Consider the following 19,415-nt stretch of genomic DNA (forward strand, 5'->3'; position numbering starts at 1 on the left):
CCCCACGGGATCGAGTCCGGTCCGTTGTCCGGACTAGGCCGCGGGGTGGCGCCCGGCGCGCGCGTCGGGCCCGAGGTCCCAGGGCCGCAGCCCGGCGGACAGCAGGTCGAGCATGAGACCGGCGAGCCGGTAGCCGGGCTCGATCTGCAGCGCGCGCTCGAGGCAGCTGCCGGCGATCGTGCCGTCCCCCATCCACCACGCGATGTGCGCCGTGCAGGTGAGCAGCGGGGGCGTGAGCTCCTCGGGCACGAGCCGCCCGAGCTCGGCGACGCGGGCGCGGACCGCGAGGACGTCCTCCTGGTGGCGACCGACGTCGACGGCAGCATCGGGCACGGACCCGGCGTCCGGGTCCACGAGGGCCCACGGGCAGCGCGCCAGCGCCGTGCGGGCGTGCTCGACGAGGGGGTCGCCGAAGGTGGCGAAGGGCACGGCTCCGGGGCAGAGCCCGCCGAGGAGCGCGTCACGCCAGTCGACGTCCTGCAGCGACGCGGAGAGGACGAGGAGCTCTGCGTCGCTGAGCTCGGCGACCGGGGTCGCGTCGGCGGAGGGGTCGAGCAGCCGCGCCCAGGTCCGGGCCACCTGCTGGTGCGCGAACTCCTCCTCGAGCGGGTTCACGGCGAGCGCGACCCGACGGGCCCTGGCCTCGTCGCGCTCCGGCAGCACGGCGTCGACCAGGTGCGCACGGCTCGGCAGCGGGCAGACCCCTGCCTCGACGAAGGTGGCGACGGCGGGCACGTCCTCGGGTCGGGGCAGCGGGATGCCGAGGCGACGCCTGGCCCGGGGCCCGCCTGCGGGGTAGCAGCGCCCGTCGCGGACCACGAAGTGCTCCTGCACCCGCAGCCCGGCCTCGCCGGCGGCGGCGGTCATCGCCGCGCGGAGGTGGCGGGACTCCCCTTCGTCCTCCTCGAAGGCCATGAGCAGGACTGCGGTGGCCCCCTCCCGCACCGCGATGGCGATGGCGTGCTCCGCGACGGCCCGGCAGGCCGCGGGCTCGGGCACGAGGTCGTGCCGCTGCAGCAGGCCGAGCCGGCGGCCGCGCATCACGGTCAGGCAGAGGGAGGGGCCCGGGTGGTACCCGAGCTGGTACGGGAGGATGACGGCGAGCTCGGCGGCGTCGCGAGGTCTGGCGATGTGGTCCATGCCGACGAATCTGGCGCCTGCAGAGGGCGCCGGCAGCGACCGGGCGGATCCTGTGGAAACCCGGACGTCAGGCAGGTGGTCTGCGGACGGTCAGTCGCGCACGACGTGCGAGCGGACCGTCGGGCCGGGCTCCCACTGCTGCTGCGGCGGGGTCCACTGCTGGCGCCCGGACGCGCCTGCGGCCACCGCCTGCTCCCAGGCGATGAAGTCCTCGGTCTCCCGCACCAGGGTCGTGGCGACCCAGCCGATGACCATGACGTCGTCGAGCAGGCCGAGGGCGAGGAGGAGGCCCTCCGGGACCACGTCGATCGGCGAGACGACGTAGCCGACACCGGCGAGCAGGAGCATCAGGCGGCTGGACGACAGACCGGTGTACTGCCCCGCGCGGACCGCGCGGATCATCCGGGGGACGGCGCGCAGGCGGGTCCAGAGGCTGGGCCCGCCTGGTCGCGCCGCGCTGCGGACGGCGGAGGCGAGGTGGGTGGCGTTGCGGACGCGGCTGGTCGTGGCCATGTCGGTCTCCTGACGCTCAGGCGTGCCCGGTCCGGGCGCGCTCCGCTGGATCCAACGTAGCGCGCCCGGTCCGGATTCCCTCAGGAGCTCGGCGTCACTCCCGTGCGCCGACCGACTCCCGGGGAGCGCCCTGGGTGAGCTGGCCGTCGGCACGCAGCTCCCAGAACTGCGCACCCTCGATCCCGAGCTCACGCGGGTCGAACTGCGGGTCGATGCCCCGGGCCTTCTGCGCGCGGTAGTCCTTGAGGGCCTTCAGGGCCGGGACCTGGAGCAGCAGGATGCCCAGGATGTTGAGCCAGGCCATCGTGCCGACACCGATGTCGCCGAGGCCCCACGCGGAGCCGGCCGTCGTCGTCGCCCCGTAGGCGGCAGAGACGAGGATCAACCCCTGCAGCGCCCGGATCATCCCGCGGCGCACGGTGGCGCTGCGGATCTTGCGGGTGAGGTAGGCGAGGTTGACCTCGGCCATGTAGTAGTACGCCACCATCGTCGTGAAGGCGAAGAAGACGAGCGCCAGGGCCACGAAGCTCGAGCCGATACCGGGCGCGAAGCTGTCCAGGCCCGCCTGCACGAAGCCCGGGCCGGGCTCGACGTCGGTCCCGATCGCTCCCTCGTAGAGCGTCGGTCCGGGGTAGCTCTCGCCCCTGAAGACCGAGTACATGTCGGTCGAGATGATGATGAAGGCCGTCGCGGTGCACACGAAGAGGGTGTCGATGTAGACGGCGAAGGCCTGGACGAAGCCCTGCTTCGCCGGGTGCGAGACCTCGGCGGCGGCGGCGTGGTGCGGGCCGGTGCCCTGGCCCGCCTCGTTGGAGTAGATGCCGCGCTGGACGCCCCACTTGACCGCCTGGCCGATGATCGCGCCGTAGACCGCGTGGCCGCCGAAGGCACCCGAGAAGATCTCGCTGAAGACGTGACCGATCTGGTCGGCGTTGACGAAGAAGACGACGAGGGCGAAGAGGATGTAGAGGATCGCCATCGGCGGCACGACGAAGGCGGCGAAGGTCGCGATGCGCTTGACGCCGCCGATGACGATGAAGGCCAGCGCGATGACGATGCCGATGGCCGTCACCCACGTCGGGACGCCCCACGCTGCGTCGAGCGCCGAGGACATGCCGTTGGCCTGCACGCCGGGCAGGAAGAAGCTCATGGCGAAGACGGTGACGACGGCGAAGGTGACGGCGTAGACGAGCGAGAGCGTGCGCCACCGGTGGGCGTAGGCCTTCTCGAAGTAGTACGCCGGACCGCCCCGGTACTCACCGGTGTCGGGGTCCTTCTCCTTGTAGATCTGGCCGAGGGTGCACTCGATGAAGGAGGTCGCCGCACCGAGGAAGGCGACCGCCCACATCCAGAAGACGGCGCCCGGGCCGCCGAAGGCGATGGCGGTGGCGACACCACCGATGTTGCCCATGCCGACGCGGTTGGCGAGCGACATCATCAGCGACTGGAAGGACGAGGTCCCGTCGACCGAGTCCTCCCCCTCCCGCAGCTGCTTGACCATGTCCGGGATCCCGAGGACCTGGACGAGGCGGGTGCGGATGGTGAAGTACAGGCCGGCCACGAGGCAGAGCCCGACGAGCGGGATCGACCAGATGAAGCCGTTGGCGCCGTCCACGAGTTCGGCGAAGGACATGGGGGCAACTCTCCGTTGAGCGGGTCAGGGGCCCGGCGGACGATACCGCCGGGCCCCTGCGCGCGCACCTCGAGATCGGTCAGCCGCGCGGCGGGAACTCCGTGCGCACGTGCTGGGCCAGCTGGCGCATCAGCCACACGTCCATGCCGGCCCCGACGCCACCGCCGACGAGTGGGACCATCTTGCCGAAGCGCGAGAAGACGCCCTTGCCGGCCCGCGAGAGGATGCGGAAGCCGACGGCCTTGTTGACGACCATGAGGGCCGGTCCGGGCAGTCGCTGGGCGGCCAGGCCGGCGAGGCGCCCGGTCGGCGCGACCATGCCGGCCTTGGCGAGCAGGTCCTGCGCGTCGGCACCGACCAGGCTGAGCAGGACGGCCGAGCGGATCTCGGGCTGGGTCAGGTCGTAGCCGCGCACCCTGGCCACGGCCGCGGACATGCGGGTGGCGAGGACGTAGAAGCCGAAGATGTTGGCGGGCAGGGCGACCCACATCGTCGCGAACCCGCCGAGGTTGGTGAGGAAGCCGCTGGCGGCAGCCAGCTTGAGCGTGTCGCCGACGATCTCGTCGACGGCCTTGTCGGCGTCACCGCCGTGCTCGGCCAGGGCCCGGTCGGCGACCGTGGCGGCGGAGTCGAAGGGCCCGCGTCCGTCGATGCCGGTGTCGAGCAGGTTCTCGACGAGCTTGAGGGTCGAGCCGCCCAGCGCGTCCTGGCTCGCGGGGTCGTGCGCCTGCTCGATCGCGGTGCGGGTGTCCTTGACCTTGGTGCGGCCGAGGCCCAGGCGGTCGGAGATGAATCCCATGTGACGTCCTCTCTGCGGGTGCAGCGGTGGTCTGTCCTGGGCCGATCCTGTCATGCCGCGGGTAGCCTCACGCCTCGTGGGAGCGGAGCAGCCGGGAGCGCTCGTCGTCGGGGTCGACGGCGTGGGCGCCGTGCTGCCCCCGGACGGCCCGGCGGTGCTCGCGAGGGACCTCCCTTCGCTCGTGGCGGCGCTCTCCCCCGGCACGCGCTGGGTCACGTGGTCGGCCAGGTCGGTCGCCCCGCTCGTCGCCGCCGGTGCCGAGCTGGACCGCACGTGGGACCTCGCCGAGGTCCACCGCCTCGCGCACGGCGGGTGGGCTGCCGGGCCCGAGCGGGTGTGGGCCGCGGCGCACGGGTTGGACCCGCAGGCGGCACCGAGCGCGCCGACGGGAGACCTCTTCGACCTCCTCGCCGACGAGGTGCCTGCGGAGCAGCTCGTCCTCGACGACGGGTACCTGCGCGCCGACGCGGTCACGGGCGCCTGGCTCACGACGCCGGAGCGCTGCGCGGCCTTCGCCGAGGCGGCCCGGCGGGCCGCCGCGATCCAGCGCGAAGGGATGGGCTCCCGCGGCCCTCGTGCCCTCGCCACCGCGCACGCCGAGTCGGCCGCGGCGGTGCTGTGCGTCGAGCTCGAGCTCGACGGCCTGCCGATCGACCGGGAGACGGCCCGACGGCTCGTGACGGACGCTGCCGGCCCGGAGCCGCAGACCCTCGAGGAGGAGCTCGCCGCCCGCACGAGACGCGACGCGCCGGTCCTCGCGGCCGTCCCGGGCACCGGGTCGGTCGACCTGCGCAACCCGGCCCAGGTCAAGGCGCTGCTCGCCCGCGCAGGGATCGACGTCCCCTCGACCCGCAAGTGGGTCCTCGAGGCACACGCGGCCACCCACCCGGTCGTGCCCGCGCTGCTCGAGTGGCGCAGGCGTGAGCGCATCGCGACGACCTACGGGTGGCGGTGGCTGCGTGAGCACGTCGGCCCGGACGATCGGCTGCGGGGCGCGTGGGCGGCGTGCGACGGCGCGGCCGGGCGGATGACCGCCCAGGCCGGCCTGCACAACCTGCCCGCCGAGCTGCGCCCGGCGGTGGTCGCGGCACCGGGTCACGTCTTCGTCCGCGCGGACCTCGGGCAGGTCGAGCCGCGCGTCCTCGCGGCGGTCTCCCGGGACGAGGCCTTCGCTGCGGCGACGCGCGCCGCGGACCTCTACGCCCCCGTCGCCGAGCGGCTCGGGGTGGAGCGCCCGGTCGCCAAGATCGCCGTGCTGGCGGCGATGTACGGGCAGCGGTCCGGGCCGGCCGCCGAGGCCCTCAAGGGGCTCGAGCGCGAGTACCCCGTCGCGATGGCGCACCTGCAGCGTGCCCAGGAGCGGGGGCGGCGGGGTGAGCCGGTGCGCACGTACGGGGGGCGCCTCGTGCGCACGGACCTCGGCGGGGGCGGCGACGACGTCGAGGGCCTCACCGGCGCCCGTGGCCGGTTCGCCCGCAACGCGGTGATCCAGGGCTCGGCAGCCGAGCTGTTCAAGGCGTGGGCGGCCACGGTGCGCGTGGCCGTGCGCCCCCTCGGCGGCCGGATCGTGCTCTGCCTGCACGACGAGCTGCTCGTGCACGTGCCGCAGGAGCACGCAGACGCCGCCGCGGCCGCGGTCGACGCCGCCCTCACCGACGCCGCCCGGCGATGGCTGGGCGGTGAGCAGGTGCGCTTCGTCGCCGACACCTCCGTGGTGCGGCGCTGGTCCGACGCGAAGGGCTAGTCGGCGTCGTCGACGGTGCGCAGGAAGTCCTCGAACTCCGCGCCCAGCTCGTCCGCGGAGGGCAGGTCCTGCCCCTCGCCCGCGAGCAGGCTCGGCCGCTCGAGACCACGCAGGTGGACGTCGTACTGGCGCTCCAGCGCCTGCACGGCCTCCTTGACCTCGTCGTTCTCGTCGATCTCGCGCTCGATCTGCATGAGGCCCTCGCGGGCGGCCTCGGCGAGGGCGTCGTTGGGCAGGTTGAGCCCGGTGCAGTCGACGATCGCGTTGAGCGCGGTGAGCGCGCCGTCGTGGAAGGTCGACTGGGCGAGGTAGTGCGGCACGTGGATGCTGAAGCCGACGGCGTCGCGCGAGGACTCCCCCAGCCGCATCTCGAGGAGCGCGGCGAGGGACGCAGGGACCTGCACGGTGCCGAAGACCGGCTTGTGGTCACCGATGAGCCGCTCGTCGGAGCCGTGGACGGTCATGCCGACCGGGCGGCTGTGCGGCACGGCCATCGGGATGCCGTGCGCGTGGACGACGAGCGAGATGCCGATCTCGTCCATGAGCGAGGTGACCGCCTCGACGACGGCCTCCCAGCGGTAGTCCGGCTCGGGCCCGGTGAGGAGGTAGTAGGTCTGCCCGTCCCGGTCGGTGAGGTGGTAGAGCAGGAGCGTCGGGTCGGCGTAGTCGGTGTACCGGTTGGCGTCGAAGACGATGACGGGACGCCGGCTGCGGTAGTCGATGAGCGAGTCCACGTCGAAGGAGGCCACGACGGTCGGGCTGCTCGCCTCGAGCAGGTGGTCCACGAGCAGGCGCTGGGCCATGCCGGCGTCGAAGAAGCCGTCGAAGGCCACGATCATCGGCCCCGGCTGGAGCAGCGCGGGGTCGGCGTCGACCTCGTAGCGGTAGAGGCGCTCGGTCACGTCAGATCCTCTCGATCATCACGGATCACCCAGGCGGTGAAGCACTCATTGTGGCAACGGTCGTGGCGCGCCCACCATTCCCCCCTCGATCAGACCTCGATCGCGGCGATGGCCGAGCGGACCCGCTTGGCCGAGACCGAGCGTGCGGTGCCGATCGACTGCGCGAAGAGGGAGATGCGCAGCTCCTCGATCATCCACCCGATGTCCACGACGTCGCGGGAGCGACGGCGCAGCGGCGGGAGCGCGTCGAGCAGGTCGGCGTAGGCGGCCTCGACCGCGTCGATGCTCTCCTGGTGGGTGGCGTCGCGGCGGGGGTTCTCCGCGGCGCGCTCCAGGCGGAGGGAGATCCCGCGCAGGTAGCGCCGCAGGTCCGGCAGGCGCTCCAGGCCGGTGTCGGCGATGAACCCCGGACGGACGAGGCCGTCGAGCTGGGCGCGCACGTCGGCGACGGTGCTCGCGAGGACCGGAGCGGTCAGGCGAGCGAGCAGGGCCGTGATCTCGCTGCGCTGGGCGAGGACGGGCTCGACCTCGGAGACGGCCGTGAGCACGCGCTGCGCGACGTGGGTGCGGGTGGCGGCGAGCGCCTCCTCGAAGGCGGCGCGCGAGCGCACCGGTCCGCGCACGTGCTGGGCGACGATGTCGTCGACGGCCGCGGCCAGGGCGTCGTCGAGGAGCTTCGGGACCGACCCGTGCGGGTTGTCGGCGAGCGCGAGCTTCTGCGCGTTGGTGAGGCGTGCGAGCACGCGCTTCCACGGCGGGGTCGTGCCGAGCAGGAGCAGGCGACGCACGCCCGCGCGGTGGGCGGCGACGGCCTGCTGCTCGTCCGGGAGCACCCGGATGGCGACGGTGCTCCCTTCGTCCACGAGCGCCGGGTACCCGATGACGGTGTGCTTGCCGGTCCGGGTCGTGAAGGTGCCCGGGAGCTCGTCCAGGTCCCACGTCGTCAGGCCGGTCCGCTCGATGGAGGCCCCGGCACGCGACATGCCCTGCTGGACGTGCCCGGCGAGGCTCTCCCGCAGGGCCTCGAGGTCCTTGCCGCGACCGAGCCGGCGGCGCCGGCCGTCCTCGACGGCGAAGGTGACCCGCAGGTGGTCGGGGACCTTGGCCCAGTCCCACTCCCTCTCCTCGATGCGGATCCCGCCGCGGCGCCCGAGCACGGTCGACAGCTGCGAGGTGATCGACGTGCCGGCGTCGGGGTCCAGCTCGGCGAGGGCCGCGCGGGCGTGGTCTGGAGCGGGCACGAGGTGACGCCGGGTGGCCTTGGGCAGAGACTTGATGAGCGCGGTGACGAGGTCGGCGCGCAGGCCGGGGACCTGCCAGTCGAAGCCACCGGCGGTGAGCCGGTTGAGCACGGCGACGGGCACGTGGACGGTGACGCCGTCGTCCTCGGTGCCGGGCTCGAACTGGTAGCTCACGGCGAGCTCGAGCCCGTCGGTGCGCCAGCGGCGCGGGTAGTCGCGCCCGCTGACCGCCTCGGCGTCGTCGCGGGTCAGCAGCTCCTCGGTGAGGGTCAGCAGGTCGGGCTGCTCGCGGCGCGCCGTCTTCCACCAGGCATCGAAGTGCGCGCCCGAGACGACGTCCGCGGGGATGCGCTCGTCGTAGAAGGCGAGGACGTCCTCGTCGTCGACGAGCAGGTCCCGGCGTCGGGCGCGCTCCTCGAGCTGCTCGAGCCGACGGGTGAGCTTGCGGTTGGCGGCGAGGAACTCGTGCCGCGCGTCCCACTCCCCCTCGACGAGCGCGTGCCGGATGAACAGCTCGCGGCTCACGACCGGGTCGATCCTGCCGTAGGAGACCGGCCGCCCGACGACGAGCGGCACGCCGAAGAGGGTGACCCGCTCGGTCGCCATGACGCTCGCGGCCTTCTTGGACCAGCGCGGCTCGGAGTAGGTGCGCTTGGCGAGGTGCGCGCCCGCGCGCTCGGCCCACACCGGGTCGATGCGGGCGGACGAGCGGGCCCACAGCCGGCTCGTCTCGACGAGCTCGCCGGCCATGACGAAGGGGGGTTGCCGCTTGAAGTTCGTCGTGCCCGGCTGGATGGAGAACCGGGCACCACGGGCGCCCAGGTAGTCGCGCTTCTCCTCGTCGCGCAGGCCGATGTGGCTGAGCAGGCCGGTGAGCAGGGCCTGGTGGATGCGGTCCCAGTCCGGCTCGGCGTCCTCTGCTGCCGTGCGCTGCCGGGTGTCGATGCGCTGCTGCTTGGCCGCCCGCACGAGCTGGGAGTGGAGGTCCTGCCACTCCCGGATCCGCAGGAAGTGCAGGTACTCGCGCTTGCACATCCGACGGAAGGCGCTGCCGGACAAGGACTTCTGCTGCTCCTTGAGGTAGACCCACAGGTTCCACCAGCTGGCGAAGTCCGAGCCCTCCCGGCGGAACCGCGCGTGCTGCTGGTCCGCCTGGGCGCGCTGCTCCGCCGGACGCTCGCGCGGGTCCTGGATCGACATCGCGGCCACGATGACGAGGACCTCGGTCGTGCAGCCGAGCCGGTCGGCCTCGATGAGCATCCGGCCGAGCCGCGGGTCGACGGGCAGCCGGGCCAGGGTCCTGCCCTCGGGCGTGAGGCGACGACCACCGCCGCGTCGTCCCCCCTTCGCCTGCTGGGGCTCGCGCGCGGCCGCGGTCTCCGTGTCGAAGGCCTGCAGCTCCTGCAGCAGTCGGACGCCGTCGGTGATCTGGCGGGAGTCCGGCGGCTCGATGAAGGGGAAGCGCGCGACGTCGCCGAGGCCGAGCGAGGTCATCTGGAGGATGACGCTGGCGAGGTTGGTCCGCAGGATCTCGGGGTCGGTGAACTCGGGCCGCGACTCGAAGTCCTCCTCCGAGTACAGGCGGATGCACACGCCCTCGGCGACGCGACCGCAGCGGCCGGCGCGCTGGTTGGCCGAGGCCTGCGAGACGCGCTCGATGGGCAGGCGCTGCACCTTGGTCCGCTGACTGTAGCGGGAGATGCGCGCGGTGCCGGTGTCGATGACGTAGCGGATGCCGGGGACGGTCAGCGAGGTCTCGGCGACGTTGGTGGACAGCACGACCCGGCGGCCGCGGTGCGGTGCGAAGACGCGGTGCTGCTCGGCCGCGGACAGGCGCGCGTAGAGCGGGATGATCTCGGTGTCCGGGAGGTCCATCGACGTCAGCGCGTCCTGCGCGTCGCGGATCTCGCGCTCACCGGAGAGGAAGACCAGGACGTCCCGGACATCGGGCGCCGTGCTCGTCGACTCGGTCCACAGCTCCTCGACCGCGCGGCAGATGCCGGTGACCTGGTCCCCGTCCCCGTCGTCTGCCTCGTCGTCGCCCAGCGGGCGGTAGCGGACCTCGACGGGGTAGGTGCGGCCGGAGACCTCGATGATCGGGGCGGGCTCGCCCGCGGCGTCACCGAAGTGCTGGGCGAAGCGCTCCGGGTCGATCGTCGCGGAGGTGATGATGACCTTGAGGTCGGGACGCCGGGGCAGCAGCTGCTTGAGGTAGCCGAGGATGAAGTCGATGTTGAGCGAACGCTCGTGGGCCTCGTCGATGATGATCGTGTCGTAGCGGCGCAGGTCCCGGTCGCGCTGCATCTCGTTGAGCAGGATGCCGTCGGTCATGACCTTGACCGCGGTCTGGTCGCTGCTGTGGTCGGCGAAGCGCACCTGGTAGCCGACGAGCCCGCCGAGCTCGACCTGCATCTCCTCGGCGATCCGCTCGGCGACGGAGCGCGCGGCGATCCGCCGGGGCTGGGTGTGCCCGATCTGCCCGGTCGTGCCGCGCCCGATCTCCAGGGCGATCTTGGGCAGCTGGGTCGTCTTGCCGGAGCCGGTCTCCCCCGCGACGATGACGACCTGGTGCTCGCGCATCGCCTCGGCGATGTCGTCCTTGCGGGCGACGACCGGCAGGTCCTCGTTGTAGTGCAGCTCCTCCGCGGGGACGGCGTCGCGAAGGGTGGTGGGCATGGGGTTCAGGATATCCGCGCCCTCAGAAGTCGATCGTCGTGGTCGGCCCGACCGGTGTGCGCAGCGCGGCGTCGAGCTCGGCCACCGCGCCGGGACGCTGCTGCGTGACGTAGCCGGCCGCGTGTCGTGCGCCGAGCGTCTGGCCGCCGAGCCAGACGGCCCCGAGGTCGCCGATGCCCAGCGTGACCTCGGCCGGCTCGTCGGTCCGGGTGAGTGCGCCGACGCCGTCGCGGGCGGTCCAGCGCCAGGTGCCGGCCGTGTCCTCGAGGACGTCGTCGTGCACCAGCACGACGACGTCGAGGTCCGCGGCGTGACCGCGCTCGGCGACCGCGGTCGGCAGGTCGACGAGGCGCAACCACAGGCTGTCGCTCAGACCACCGCCACCGATGGAGCGGTGCGAGGGCAGCCACAGCGCCAGGGCGTCGTCGGGGGTGACCCAGTACTCCGTGCTGCCCATGAGGTCGATCGTCGTCAGCCGCTCGGCGGGCGCCAGCCGCGCACCGGGGTCGACGGAGATGAGGAAGAAGACCCCGACCTCGCCCTGCTGCTGCCCGTCGGACCACGTGGGGCTGCGGTGGAAGTACGCGCACCCGACGTCGCGGCCCTCGCGGATCGCCCACAGCAGCCGGGCCGGCTCCCGGTCGCCGCGGCTCTCCGGGACGTCGCGCAGGATCCGCTCGCAGTCCTCGAGGCTGCGCACGACCTGCCCCGGCGCCTGCTCCCCGCACGCCCTGGCGAGGGCGTGCCAGCGGGCGCCCTGCTCGGCGCTCGCGGTGGTGGTGCGGGTCGTCGTCGCCTCCGCCTGCGCGCGCACGGCAGCGGGCGCGGTGAAGGTCGTGCCGGCCGCGAAGCGCGAGCGCAGCGCCGAGCTCGCGACGCCGTACCCGAAGCGGCCGTAGATCGTCTCCTGCGAGGCCTTGAGCACCGCGATCGACCGGTCCTGGTCCTCACGGGTCCATCGCAGGTGCTCGCGCACCAGCGCGCTCAGCACACCCGTGCGCCGGTGGTCGGGGTGCACGCCCACCCACGTCAGGCCCTCGGCGGGACGAAGGGAGGCGCCCCCCTTCGCCGGGACCGAGAGCTCGACGTCCCAGGACCCGGCGATGCCGACGACCTCCCCGTCGCGGGTGGAGACGAAGCCGGCCCGTCGAGGACGAGCGCAGCGGCTGCGTCGTCGTCGGGGTCGATCCGGGTGACGTGGATGTCGGAGGCCATGCCGCCACGCTCGCACCCCGGCGAAGGGGGTGCAACGCACTTTTCTCGGCTACGGCACCGGTGAGGTGATCGGTCGCGACGTGATGCCCTCCACGCGGGACTCTCGCCGCCGGCGCTCGGTCTCCTGCCGTCGCTCCTCGGCCTCCTCCCGCGCCCGGCGCTCGCGCCGGGCCTCGTCGGACTCGGTCGCGGCGCCGACCTTGTCCGCGGCCGACTGGACCGAGCTCACCTGCGCCGTGGTCTTGTTGGTGACCTTGACCGAGTACTTGAGCGCATACCCGCTCCTTCGCACGCGCCCGGCGCCGGCCACGGCCGACCAGTCGGTGACCATGTCGTCCACGAGCCGGATGCCGGTCTTGTCGGCGAGGGTGTCCGTCACCTTGTGCTTCGCCCGGACCTTGCCCGTGGCGACCTGGTGCTGCGCCCAGATCCTCGTGTTGGTCGCGAGCCGTCGATGGGCGATGGGGTTGGTCGACCTGTCGGCGGCCCTGATGCCCTTGAGCTCGTCGGCCCGGCGGCTGGCCCGGGTCGCGTCCCTGGCCTCGATGCGCCGACTGCCGGGCACGAGGATGTCGGCCGCCGTGAGCACCGTCGTCAGGCCGACGTCCCGGTAGCTGCCCTCCCCGTACACGGCGCGGCGCCCCAGCCTGCCCAGCGGGTCGGCTGCCGTGACGACGGCCGCAGGCTTGCCCCAGGGCGTGAGGTCGACGACGTCGTTGTTGAACAGGCGGCTCCGGCCCGTCCGGCTCGCCATCTCGAAACCGTTGTACCCCTTCTCGTCGGAGAGCTCGGACCCCACCGCGGCCAGGCTCGTCGCCATGGTCCGCTCGTCGGCGCTCGCCTCCTCCGCCTCGCGCTCGAAGCCCCTCTTGTTCATCTCCCGCGAGTTGGCGGCGGCCCGGTACTCCCGCTCGACGATGGCGTACTCGGGGTCCTGCGGGGTCAGCGTCGCGAGCTTCGCCTTGCGCTCCTCCGAGATGCGGACGTTCTCCTCGTACCGTCCACGGAGTCGCTCGAGGGTGGCCTGGCTCTCCTCGAGCCGGTCCGCGTAGGGACGGATGATCCGCTCGGTGTCCGCGAGGCGGTTGGCGATCGCGAAGAGGTCATCCGGGGTGCTGCCCACCTCGTCCTCGAAGATCGTCCCCGAGCACGAGTCCCACACCCCCTTCGTCGAGACCATGCGCAGCATCTCGGCCACGGTGTGGATGTTGGCGGCGACCGTCCGCAGCTCGTCCGCCTCGGCCCGGATCGTGCTGGGGTCGCACTCCTCGATGGTCCCGGGGTCGTGGAGCGCCATCAGAGGATCCCTTGGTTGCGCCGGTCGACGAGGTCCTCGGTGAGCACGTACCAGGACCCCGCGTCCCGGGCCAGCCGCGCCAGCTCGCGCAGCTGCTTGCCCACCCTGATCCGCTCCCGCTCGAAGTCCCCGATCGCCGCCTCGTACGCGTCGGTGCCGTACCAGCTCGGGAACCCGAAGGTCTCGACGGCCTCGTTGTTGGCCTTGGCCGCCTTCTCCTCGAGGAAGTCGGCGATGGCCTTGAGCTGGCGACCGAGGCCCTCGATGCCCTCGCTGTCGATGGAGATGCGTTCCTGTCCGCCCATGCACCCACGCTAGGGAAGAACGCCGAGGGGCCCGTGGAGTTCTCCACAGGCCCCTCGGGGTGGTCGTCAGGCCTTCGCGGCGGCGAAGCCCTGCTCGAGGTCGGCGACGATGTCCTCGATCGCCTCGAGGCCGACGGCGAGGCGCACCAGGCCCGGGGTGACTCCGGCTGCGAGCCGGTCCTCGTCGGGGCCCTGCGAGTGGGTCGTCGACGCGGGGTGGATGACGAGCGAGCGCACGTCACCGATGTTGGCCAGGTGGCTGTGCAGGCTCAGGCCCTCGACGAACTTCTTGCCCGCCTCGAGGCCGCCGGAGATCTCGAAGGAGATGACGGCGCCGGCGCCTTGGGGCGTGTAGCGCTGCGCGAGCTCGTGGCTCGGGCTGGTCGGCAGCGAGGCCCACGTGACCTTGTCGACCTGCGCGTGCTGCCCCAGGAACTCGGCGACCTTGGCCGTGTTGGCCAGGTGCCGCTCCATGCGCAGGCTGAGCGTCTCGATGCCCTGCCCGATGAGGAAGGCGTTGAAGGGGGAGATCGCCGGGCCGATGTCGCGCAGCAGCTGCACGCGGGCCTTGAGGATGAAGGAGAGGTTGGCACCCATGGCACCGTCCACGCCGAGGTCCGGGCCGAAGCGCAGCCCGTGGTAGCTCGGGTCGGGCTGGTTGTAGTTGGGGAACTTCTCCGGGTCGGCCGCGTAGTCGAACCGGCCGGCGTCGACGATCACGCCGGCGATCGCGGTGCCGTGGCCACCGAGGTACTTCGTCGCGGAGTGCACGACGACGTCCGCGCCGTGCTCGATCGGACGGAGCACGTAGGGCGTCGCGATCGTGTTGTCCACGACGAGCGGCACCCCGGCCGCGTGCGCGACCTCGGAGATGCCGGCGATGTCGAGGACGATGTCCTTGGGGTTGCCGATGGTCTCGCCGAAGAAGGCCTTGGTGTTGGGCCTGACCGCGGCGCGCCACTGCTCGAGGTCGCTCGGGTCCTCGACGAAGCTCACCTCGATGCCGAACTTCGGCAGGGTGAACTTCAGCAGGTTGATCGTGCCGCCGTAGAGGGCGGTGCTGGCGACGATGTGGTCACCGGCCTCGGCGAGGTTGACCAGGGCCAGGTGCGTGGCGGACATGCCGGAGGCGGTGAGGAGCGCGCCCACGCCGCCCTCGAGGGCCGCGATCTTCTGCTCCACCGCGTCCTGCGTCGGGTTCATGATCCGCGTGTAGATGTTGCCGAGCTCCTTGAGCGCGAACAGGTTCGCCGCGTGCTCGGTGTCCTTGAACTGGTAGGAGGTCGTCAGGTGGATCGGCAGTGCCCGCGAACCCGTGGTCGGGTCGGGCGCCTGGCCGGCGTGGATCTGCTTCGTCTCGAAGCTCCACGTGGACGGGTCGCTCATGATGCTGCTCCTGATCGTGCGCGCTTGACCGTGGCGGTCGCCACGGACCAGGTCGTCTCCCGGGGCACCCCACCGCGGATGGAGGGTTGCCGGCCAGCGAGCCGGGGCCTGACGCTGGCACTCAAGACCTACCCGGAGACTAGGAGGGTGACCAGCATCTGGTCAGGCCCGTCTCACGCGGTGGACCCACCACAGGCCGACGAAGGGGAGGACGAGCGGCAGGAACCCGTACCCGGACCCGAAGTGCGACCAGACGGTCTTGTCCGGGAAGAGGTCCGGCAGGACGTACGACAGGGTGCCCACGGTGAGCACGCCGACGGCCTCGACGAGGATCGCCCCGGCCGCGACACGCGCGCCGGTGGTTCCCCCCTTCGCCAGGGCCACGGTCGCGACGACGTAGACCACGGCGGCGAACGCCGAGAGCAGGTACGCCAGCGGCGCCCGGTCGAGGTACTGGGTGATCTGCAGGACCGAGCGGCCGGTCGCGGCGAGCGCGAGCACGGCGTAGACGGCGACGACGACCCGCCCCGGCCCGGTGCCGGTGCGCAGCTCAGGCGGGGCCATGGGTCTGCCAGATCTGCAGGATGCGGTAGGTCATGACACCGACGGTGAAGGCACCGGCGAGGACGACCCCCATGGCCCACCGGGTCTTCTCCTTCAGGGCGATGAAGACGACGATCGGGGGCAGGATCGGCAGGGTCAGGGCGTAGGCGAGCATCGTCGCCCCCTCCCCCTCCCCCTCGACCTGCCCCATCGCGATCGCGGACCCGACGACGAGGGCGAGCAGGAGCAGCTCGACGACGGCGGTCGTGAGCAGCATGAGGTCGTCGACGAGCCGGTCGATGATCAGGTAGGCCAGGGCCAGGACGCCGAGCACGCCGACCGCGACGATCACGAGAGTGGTCAGCGGCACAAGCACGGCGGCAAGCGTACGCGGCCCCGCTGCTGGCACGATCACGGCATGAGCGCGCCACGCCCGGGAGCCCACGACCTGCTCGCCGCCGTCGTCGATGCCGACAGCTTCGTCTCCTGGGACGAGCCGATCGACCGCTCCGGCCTGAGCGACGGCTACCTCGCGACCCTGGAGGCGGCAGCCGCGCGGTCCGGCACCGACGAGTCGGTGGTCACTGGCCGGGCGAGCATCCGCGGGCACGAGGTCGCGCTCGTCGTCGGCGAGTTCCGGTTCCTCGGCGGCTCGATCGGGCGCGCGGCCGCCGGACGCCTCGTCGCGGCGGTGCGCCGGGCGACGACCGAGCGCCTCCCCCTCGTCGCGGCGACGGCGAGCGGCGGCACCCGGATGCAGGAGGGCACGCCCGCCTTCATGACGATGGTCGACATCTCGGCGGCCGTCGTCGCGCACAAGGCCGCCGGCCTGCCCTACCTCGTCTACCTGCGGCACCCGACGACCGGCGGGGTCTTCGCGTCGTGGGGCTCGCTCGGCCACATGACCATCGCCGAGCCGGGCGCGCTCATCGGCTTCCTCGGCCCGGTCGTCTACGAGACGCTGAACGGCGTCCCCTTCCCCTCCGGCGTGCAGGTCGCCGAGAACCTCGTCGACAAGGGCATCGTCGACGCGGTCGTGCCGACCGCCGGGCTCGCCGACATCGCCGCCCGCGCGCTGACGCTGCTCTCCGCCACGACCGGGGGCCACGCCCGCTCACCCGCGGCGGAGGACGGCGCGCCGGTCCGGCGGATCGCCCCCTTCGTCTCCCGGCCGGAGCCGAGCGAGGAGGAGATCGCGCGGCTGTGGACCGCCATCGAGACGACGCGAAGGGGGGACCGCCCCGGCGTCCGAGAGCTGCTGCGGTACGCCGCGGACGACGTCATCCCGCTCAACGGCACCGGCTACGGCGAGTCGGACAAGGGCGTGATGCTCGCGCTGGCGAGCTTCGGCGGGCGGTCGTGCGTCCTCGTCGGCCAGGACCGCCGCTACCAGGTCTCGGAGTCGATGGGTCCGGCCGCCCTGCGCGAGGCGCGCCGCGGCATGCGGATGGCGACCGAGCTCGGTCTGCCCCTCGTCACCGTCATCGACACCCCCGGCGCCGACCTCTCCCCGCGTGCCGAGGAGGGGGCCCTGGCCGGCGAGATCGCCCGGTGCATCTCCGACATGACGGCCCTCACCGTGCCGAGCGTGTCGGTGCTGCTCGGCGAGGGCACCGGCGGCGGCGCGCTCGCGCTGCTGCCCGCGCGACGGGTCGTCGCCGCGGGCAATGCCTGGCTCTCCCCGCTGCCACCCGAGGGCGCGAGCGCCATCGTCTTCAAGGACACCGAGCACGCCCCCCTCCTCGCCGCCCGCCAACGCGTCGGCGCGCCGCAGATGCACCAGGACGGGCTCGTCGATGTCCTCGTCCCCGAGGAACCGGCGGCGCACGTCGACCCGCAGGCGTTCGCCCGCGCGATCGGCGCGGCGGTCGCTGCGCAGGTCGAGGCGCAGCTGTGACGGTGGGTGGGCGAGCTGGAGTCTGGGCGTGTCGTACTGCAGTTCGTCATCAGGTGCGATGACAGGGCCCGGCTTTCCGGGACCTCACGGGGACCGGTCAGCTGAACTGCAGTACGACACGCCGGCTCGGGCCAGCCAGACGCTCACCCCGTCGCACGCAGCTCCTCCCACACCGGCATCTCGACGACGCCCTGCGGGGTCGCGAGGTAGGTGCCGAGGAGCGGCACGCCGTGCCGACGGCTCGCGGCGAGCGCCTCCTCGTGCAGGTCGCGCGCCCGGTCGTCCGGGGCGAGGCCGCGCGGGCGCCCGATGGCGGCGACGAAGCCACCGATGCTGTCGGCGAGCCCGCCGATGATCGTGTCGAAGACGGCGTCCTCCTCCGCGCCGGGGTGGAGGTCCATCTCGGTGATCGTCACCGGCTGGACCATGCGGCCGTCGGCGTGGCAGAGGAGCAGGCTGAGGCAGCCCAGCTCCCGCTCGGAGTCCCGCACGACGAGGTCGACGACGTCGGCGGCGAGCGTGGTGTCGGTGAGGGGTCGGGTGTGCCACCCCTGGGGCAGGTCGTCGAAGCTCATGCCCGTCATCCTGTCGGGATCGACCCGACGAGGCGCGGACTTTTCCACAGGCCGCCTCCGGCCGCGGGGTGGATACTGGGACCCACGGCGGGTCGCACCACCCACGCGACCGGCCACCGTGCCCCCACCCCGAGCACCCAGGAGCACCCCCCGTGGCACTGAGCGTCTTCGACCTCTTCTCGATCGGCATCGGCCCCTCGAGCTCGCACACCGTCGGCCCGATGCGAGCGGCGGTGATGTTCGCCGAGGGCCTGCGCGACGAGGGCGTGCTGCCGCAGGTGCGCCGGGTCAGGGCCGAGCTCTTCGGCTCGCTCGGCGCGACCGGGCACGGCCACGGGTCCAACACCGCGGTGCTCCTCGGGCTCTCCGGCGAGCGGCCCGAGCTGTGCGACCCGAGGTCCGTCAGCGGTCGCCTCGAGCAGATCCGCGCGGCGCACCGGGTGAACCTGCTCGGCGAGCACGAGATCGACTTCCACGAGGACGAGGACCTCGTGCTCCACCGACGCAAGTCCCTCCCCCTGCACCCCAACGGCATGACCTTCACCGCGTGGGGTGAGGGAGCGGGCGAGGGCGAGGCGCCGCTCAGCACGCACACCTACTACTCCGTCGGCGGCGGCTTCGTCGTCGGAGAGGACGCGTCCGGCTCGACCCGCATCGTCGCCGACACCACCCCCGTGGCGCACCCCTTCACCACCGGCGACCAGCTGCTCGCGATCTGCGCCGAGACCGGCCTGTCGATCTCACAGGTCATGCTCGACAACGAGACCTCGTGGCGCTCCGAGGACGAGGTGCGCAGCGAGCTGCTGCACATCTGGTCGGTCATGCGCGAGTGCATCGACAACGGCGTGCGCACCGAGGGCGTCCTGCCCGGCGGGCTCAAGGTGCGCCGTCGTGCCCCGCAGCTGCACCAGCGGCTGCGCTCCGAGGGGACGAGCACCGACCCCCTTCGCGGCATGGACTGGCTGACGCTCTACGCGCTGGCCGTCAACGAGGAGAACGCCGCCGGTGGTCGCGTCATCACCGCGCCGACCAACGGCGCCGCCGGGATCATCCCCGCGGTCCTGCGCTACTACGTCGACTTCGTGCCGGGCGCGGACGACGACGGCATCTGCCGGTTCCTGCTCACCGCCGCCGCGATCGGGGTGATCTACAAGGAGAACGCCTCGATCTCCGGCGCCGAGGTCGGCTGCCAGGGCGAGGTCGGCTCGGCCTGCTCGATGGCGGCCGGCGCGATGGCCGCGGTCATGGGCGGCAGCCCGGCCCAGGTCGAGAACGCCGCCGAGATCGGCATGGAGCACAACCTCGGCCTCACCTGCGACCCCGTCGGGGGGCTCGTGCAGATCCCGTGCATCGAGCGCAACGCGGTCGCCTCGGTCAAGGCGATCACCGCCGCGCGCACCGCCCTGCGCGGCGACGGATCGCACGTCGTCTCCCTCGACAAGGTCGTCAAGACGATGCGCGAGACCGGGCGGGACATGAAGGTCAAGTACAAGGAGACCGCCCGCGGCGGCCTCGCGGTCAACGTCATCGAGTGCTGACCGCCCCCACC

At 72.7% G+C, this 19,415-nt stretch carries 16 protein-coding genes and 1 riboswitch; of the genes, 3 read left to right on the forward strand and 13 right to left on the reverse strand.

The window, feature by feature from the left end:
* Positions 1–33: 33 nt before the first annotated feature.
* The 4 genes from JT1_RS07230 to JT1_RS07245 all read right to left on the reverse strand — a co-directional run bounded on the left by JT1_RS07230 (position 34) and on the right by JT1_RS07245 (position 4,085).
* Complete coding sequence (locus tag JT1_RS07230; RefSeq protein WP_068324965.1) at positions 34–1,140, reverse strand: DUF4192 domain-containing protein; 1,107 nt, start codon at positions 1,138–1,140, stop codon at positions 34–36.
* 90 nt (positions 1,141–1,230) lie between these two features.
* The gene (locus JT1_RS07235; protein WP_068324966.1) at positions 1,231–1,653 is read right to left on the reverse strand and encodes a YkvA family protein; all 423 of its coding nucleotides are present in this window, start codon (positions 1,651–1,653) and stop codon (positions 1,231–1,233) included.
* A 94-nt stretch (positions 1,654–1,747) separates the two neighbouring features.
* Entirely contained in the window at positions 1,748–3,286 is a 1,539-nt protein-coding gene (locus JT1_RS07240; RefSeq protein WP_068324967.1) for an alanine/glycine:cation symporter family protein, read from the reverse strand.
* Between the two features lie 79 nt (positions 3,287–3,365).
* Complete coding sequence (locus tag JT1_RS07245) at positions 3,366–4,085, reverse strand: hypothetical protein (RefSeq protein ID WP_068324968.1); 720 nt, start codon at positions 4,083–4,085, stop codon at positions 3,366–3,368.
* A gap of 76 nt (positions 4,086–4,161) precedes the next feature.
* Here JT1_RS07245 and JT1_RS07250 point away from each other — a divergent pair, with 76 nt between their 5' ends.
* Positions 4,162–5,829, forward strand: a complete 1,668-nt coding sequence (locus JT1_RS07250) for a DNA polymerase (protein ID WP_068324969.1) — start codon at positions 4,162–4,164, stop codon at positions 5,827–5,829.
* On the opposite strand, the gene JT1_RS07255 is transcribed toward JT1_RS07250, so the two are convergent.
* The 8 genes from JT1_RS07255 to JT1_RS07290 all read right to left on the reverse strand — a co-directional run bounded on the left by JT1_RS07255 (position 5,826) and on the right by JT1_RS07290 (position 15,770).
* Positions 5,826–6,731: a PAC2 family protein gene (locus tag JT1_RS07255; protein ID WP_068324970.1), complete on the reverse strand. Its 906-nt coding sequence runs from the start codon at positions 6,729–6,731 to the stop codon at positions 5,826–5,828. The two genes, JT1_RS07250 and JT1_RS07255, sit on opposite strands and share 4 nt — an antisense overlap.
* A gap of 89 nt (positions 6,732–6,820) precedes the next feature.
* Entirely contained in the window at positions 6,821–10,648 is a 3,828-nt protein-coding gene (hrpA, locus tag JT1_RS07260; protein WP_068324971.1) for an ATP-dependent RNA helicase HrpA, read from the reverse strand.
* 22 nt (positions 10,649–10,670) lie between these two features.
* Positions 10,671–11,903 carry a GNAT family N-acetyltransferase gene (locus tag JT1_RS07265; RefSeq protein WP_082807532.1) on the reverse strand — a complete coding sequence of 411 codons (1,233 nt, stop codon included), beginning with the start codon at positions 11,901–11,903 and terminating at the stop codon, positions 10,671–10,673.
* A 9-nt stretch (positions 11,904–11,912) separates the two neighbouring features.
* Complete coding sequence (locus JT1_RS07270; protein ID WP_068324973.1) at positions 11,913–13,160, reverse strand: GvpL/GvpF family gas vesicle protein; 1,248 nt, start codon at positions 13,158–13,160, stop codon at positions 11,913–11,915.
* On the reverse strand, positions 13,160–13,465 hold the full coding sequence (locus JT1_RS07275; protein WP_068324974.1) for a hypothetical protein: 306 nt from the start codon (positions 13,463–13,465) through the stop codon (positions 13,160–13,162). Before JT1_RS07275 ends, JT1_RS07270 begins: the two co-directional genes overlap by 1 nt.
* A 66-nt stretch (positions 13,466–13,531) precedes the next feature.
* Positions 13,532–14,851, reverse strand: coding sequence for a bifunctional o-acetylhomoserine/o-acetylserine sulfhydrylase (locus JT1_RS07280; protein WP_068324975.1), 1,320 nt, complete (start codon positions 14,849–14,851; stop codon positions 13,532–13,534).
* A 15-nt stretch (positions 14,852–14,866) separates the two neighbouring features.
* Positions 14,867–14,980, reverse strand: a riboswitch (SAM riboswitch).
* 33 nt (positions 14,981–15,013) lie between these two features.
* Positions 15,014–15,415, reverse strand: coding sequence for a hypothetical protein (locus tag JT1_RS07285; RefSeq protein ID WP_068324976.1), 402 nt, complete (start codon positions 15,413–15,415; stop codon positions 15,014–15,016).
* Entirely contained in the window at positions 15,402–15,770 is a 369-nt protein-coding gene (locus JT1_RS07290; RefSeq protein WP_169701901.1) for a hypothetical protein, read from the reverse strand. Before JT1_RS07290 ends, JT1_RS07285 begins: the two co-directional genes overlap by 14 nt.
* 42 nt (positions 15,771–15,812) lie before the next feature.
* Here JT1_RS07290 and JT1_RS07295 point away from each other — a divergent pair, with 42 nt between their 5' ends.
* Positions 15,813–17,291: a carboxyl transferase domain-containing protein gene (locus JT1_RS07295; RefSeq protein WP_068324978.1), complete on the forward strand. Its 1,479-nt coding sequence runs from the start codon at positions 15,813–15,815 to the stop codon at positions 17,289–17,291.
* A 143-nt stretch (positions 17,292–17,434) separates the two neighbouring features.
* Here JT1_RS07295 and JT1_RS07300 read toward each other — a convergent pair whose 3' ends face one another.
* Positions 17,435–17,866 carry a hypothetical protein gene (locus JT1_RS07300; RefSeq protein ID WP_068324979.1) on the reverse strand — a complete coding sequence of 144 codons (432 nt, stop codon included), beginning with the start codon at positions 17,864–17,866 and terminating at the stop codon, positions 17,435–17,437.
* A 152-nt stretch (positions 17,867–18,018) separates the two neighbouring features.
* Between JT1_RS07300 and JT1_RS07305 the strand changes: the two genes are divergently transcribed.
* Positions 18,019–19,404: an L-serine ammonia-lyase gene (locus JT1_RS07305; RefSeq protein WP_068324980.1), complete on the forward strand. Its 1,386-nt coding sequence runs from the start codon at positions 18,019–18,021 to the stop codon at positions 19,402–19,404.
* Positions 19,405–19,415: the final 11 nt, after the last annotated feature.

It is taken from the genome of Janibacter terrae NBRC 107853 (assembly GCF_001591405.1).
In the GTDB taxonomy this organism is placed as follows: domain Bacteria; phylum Actinomycetota; class Actinomycetes; order Actinomycetales; family Dermatophilaceae; genus Janibacter; species Janibacter terrae.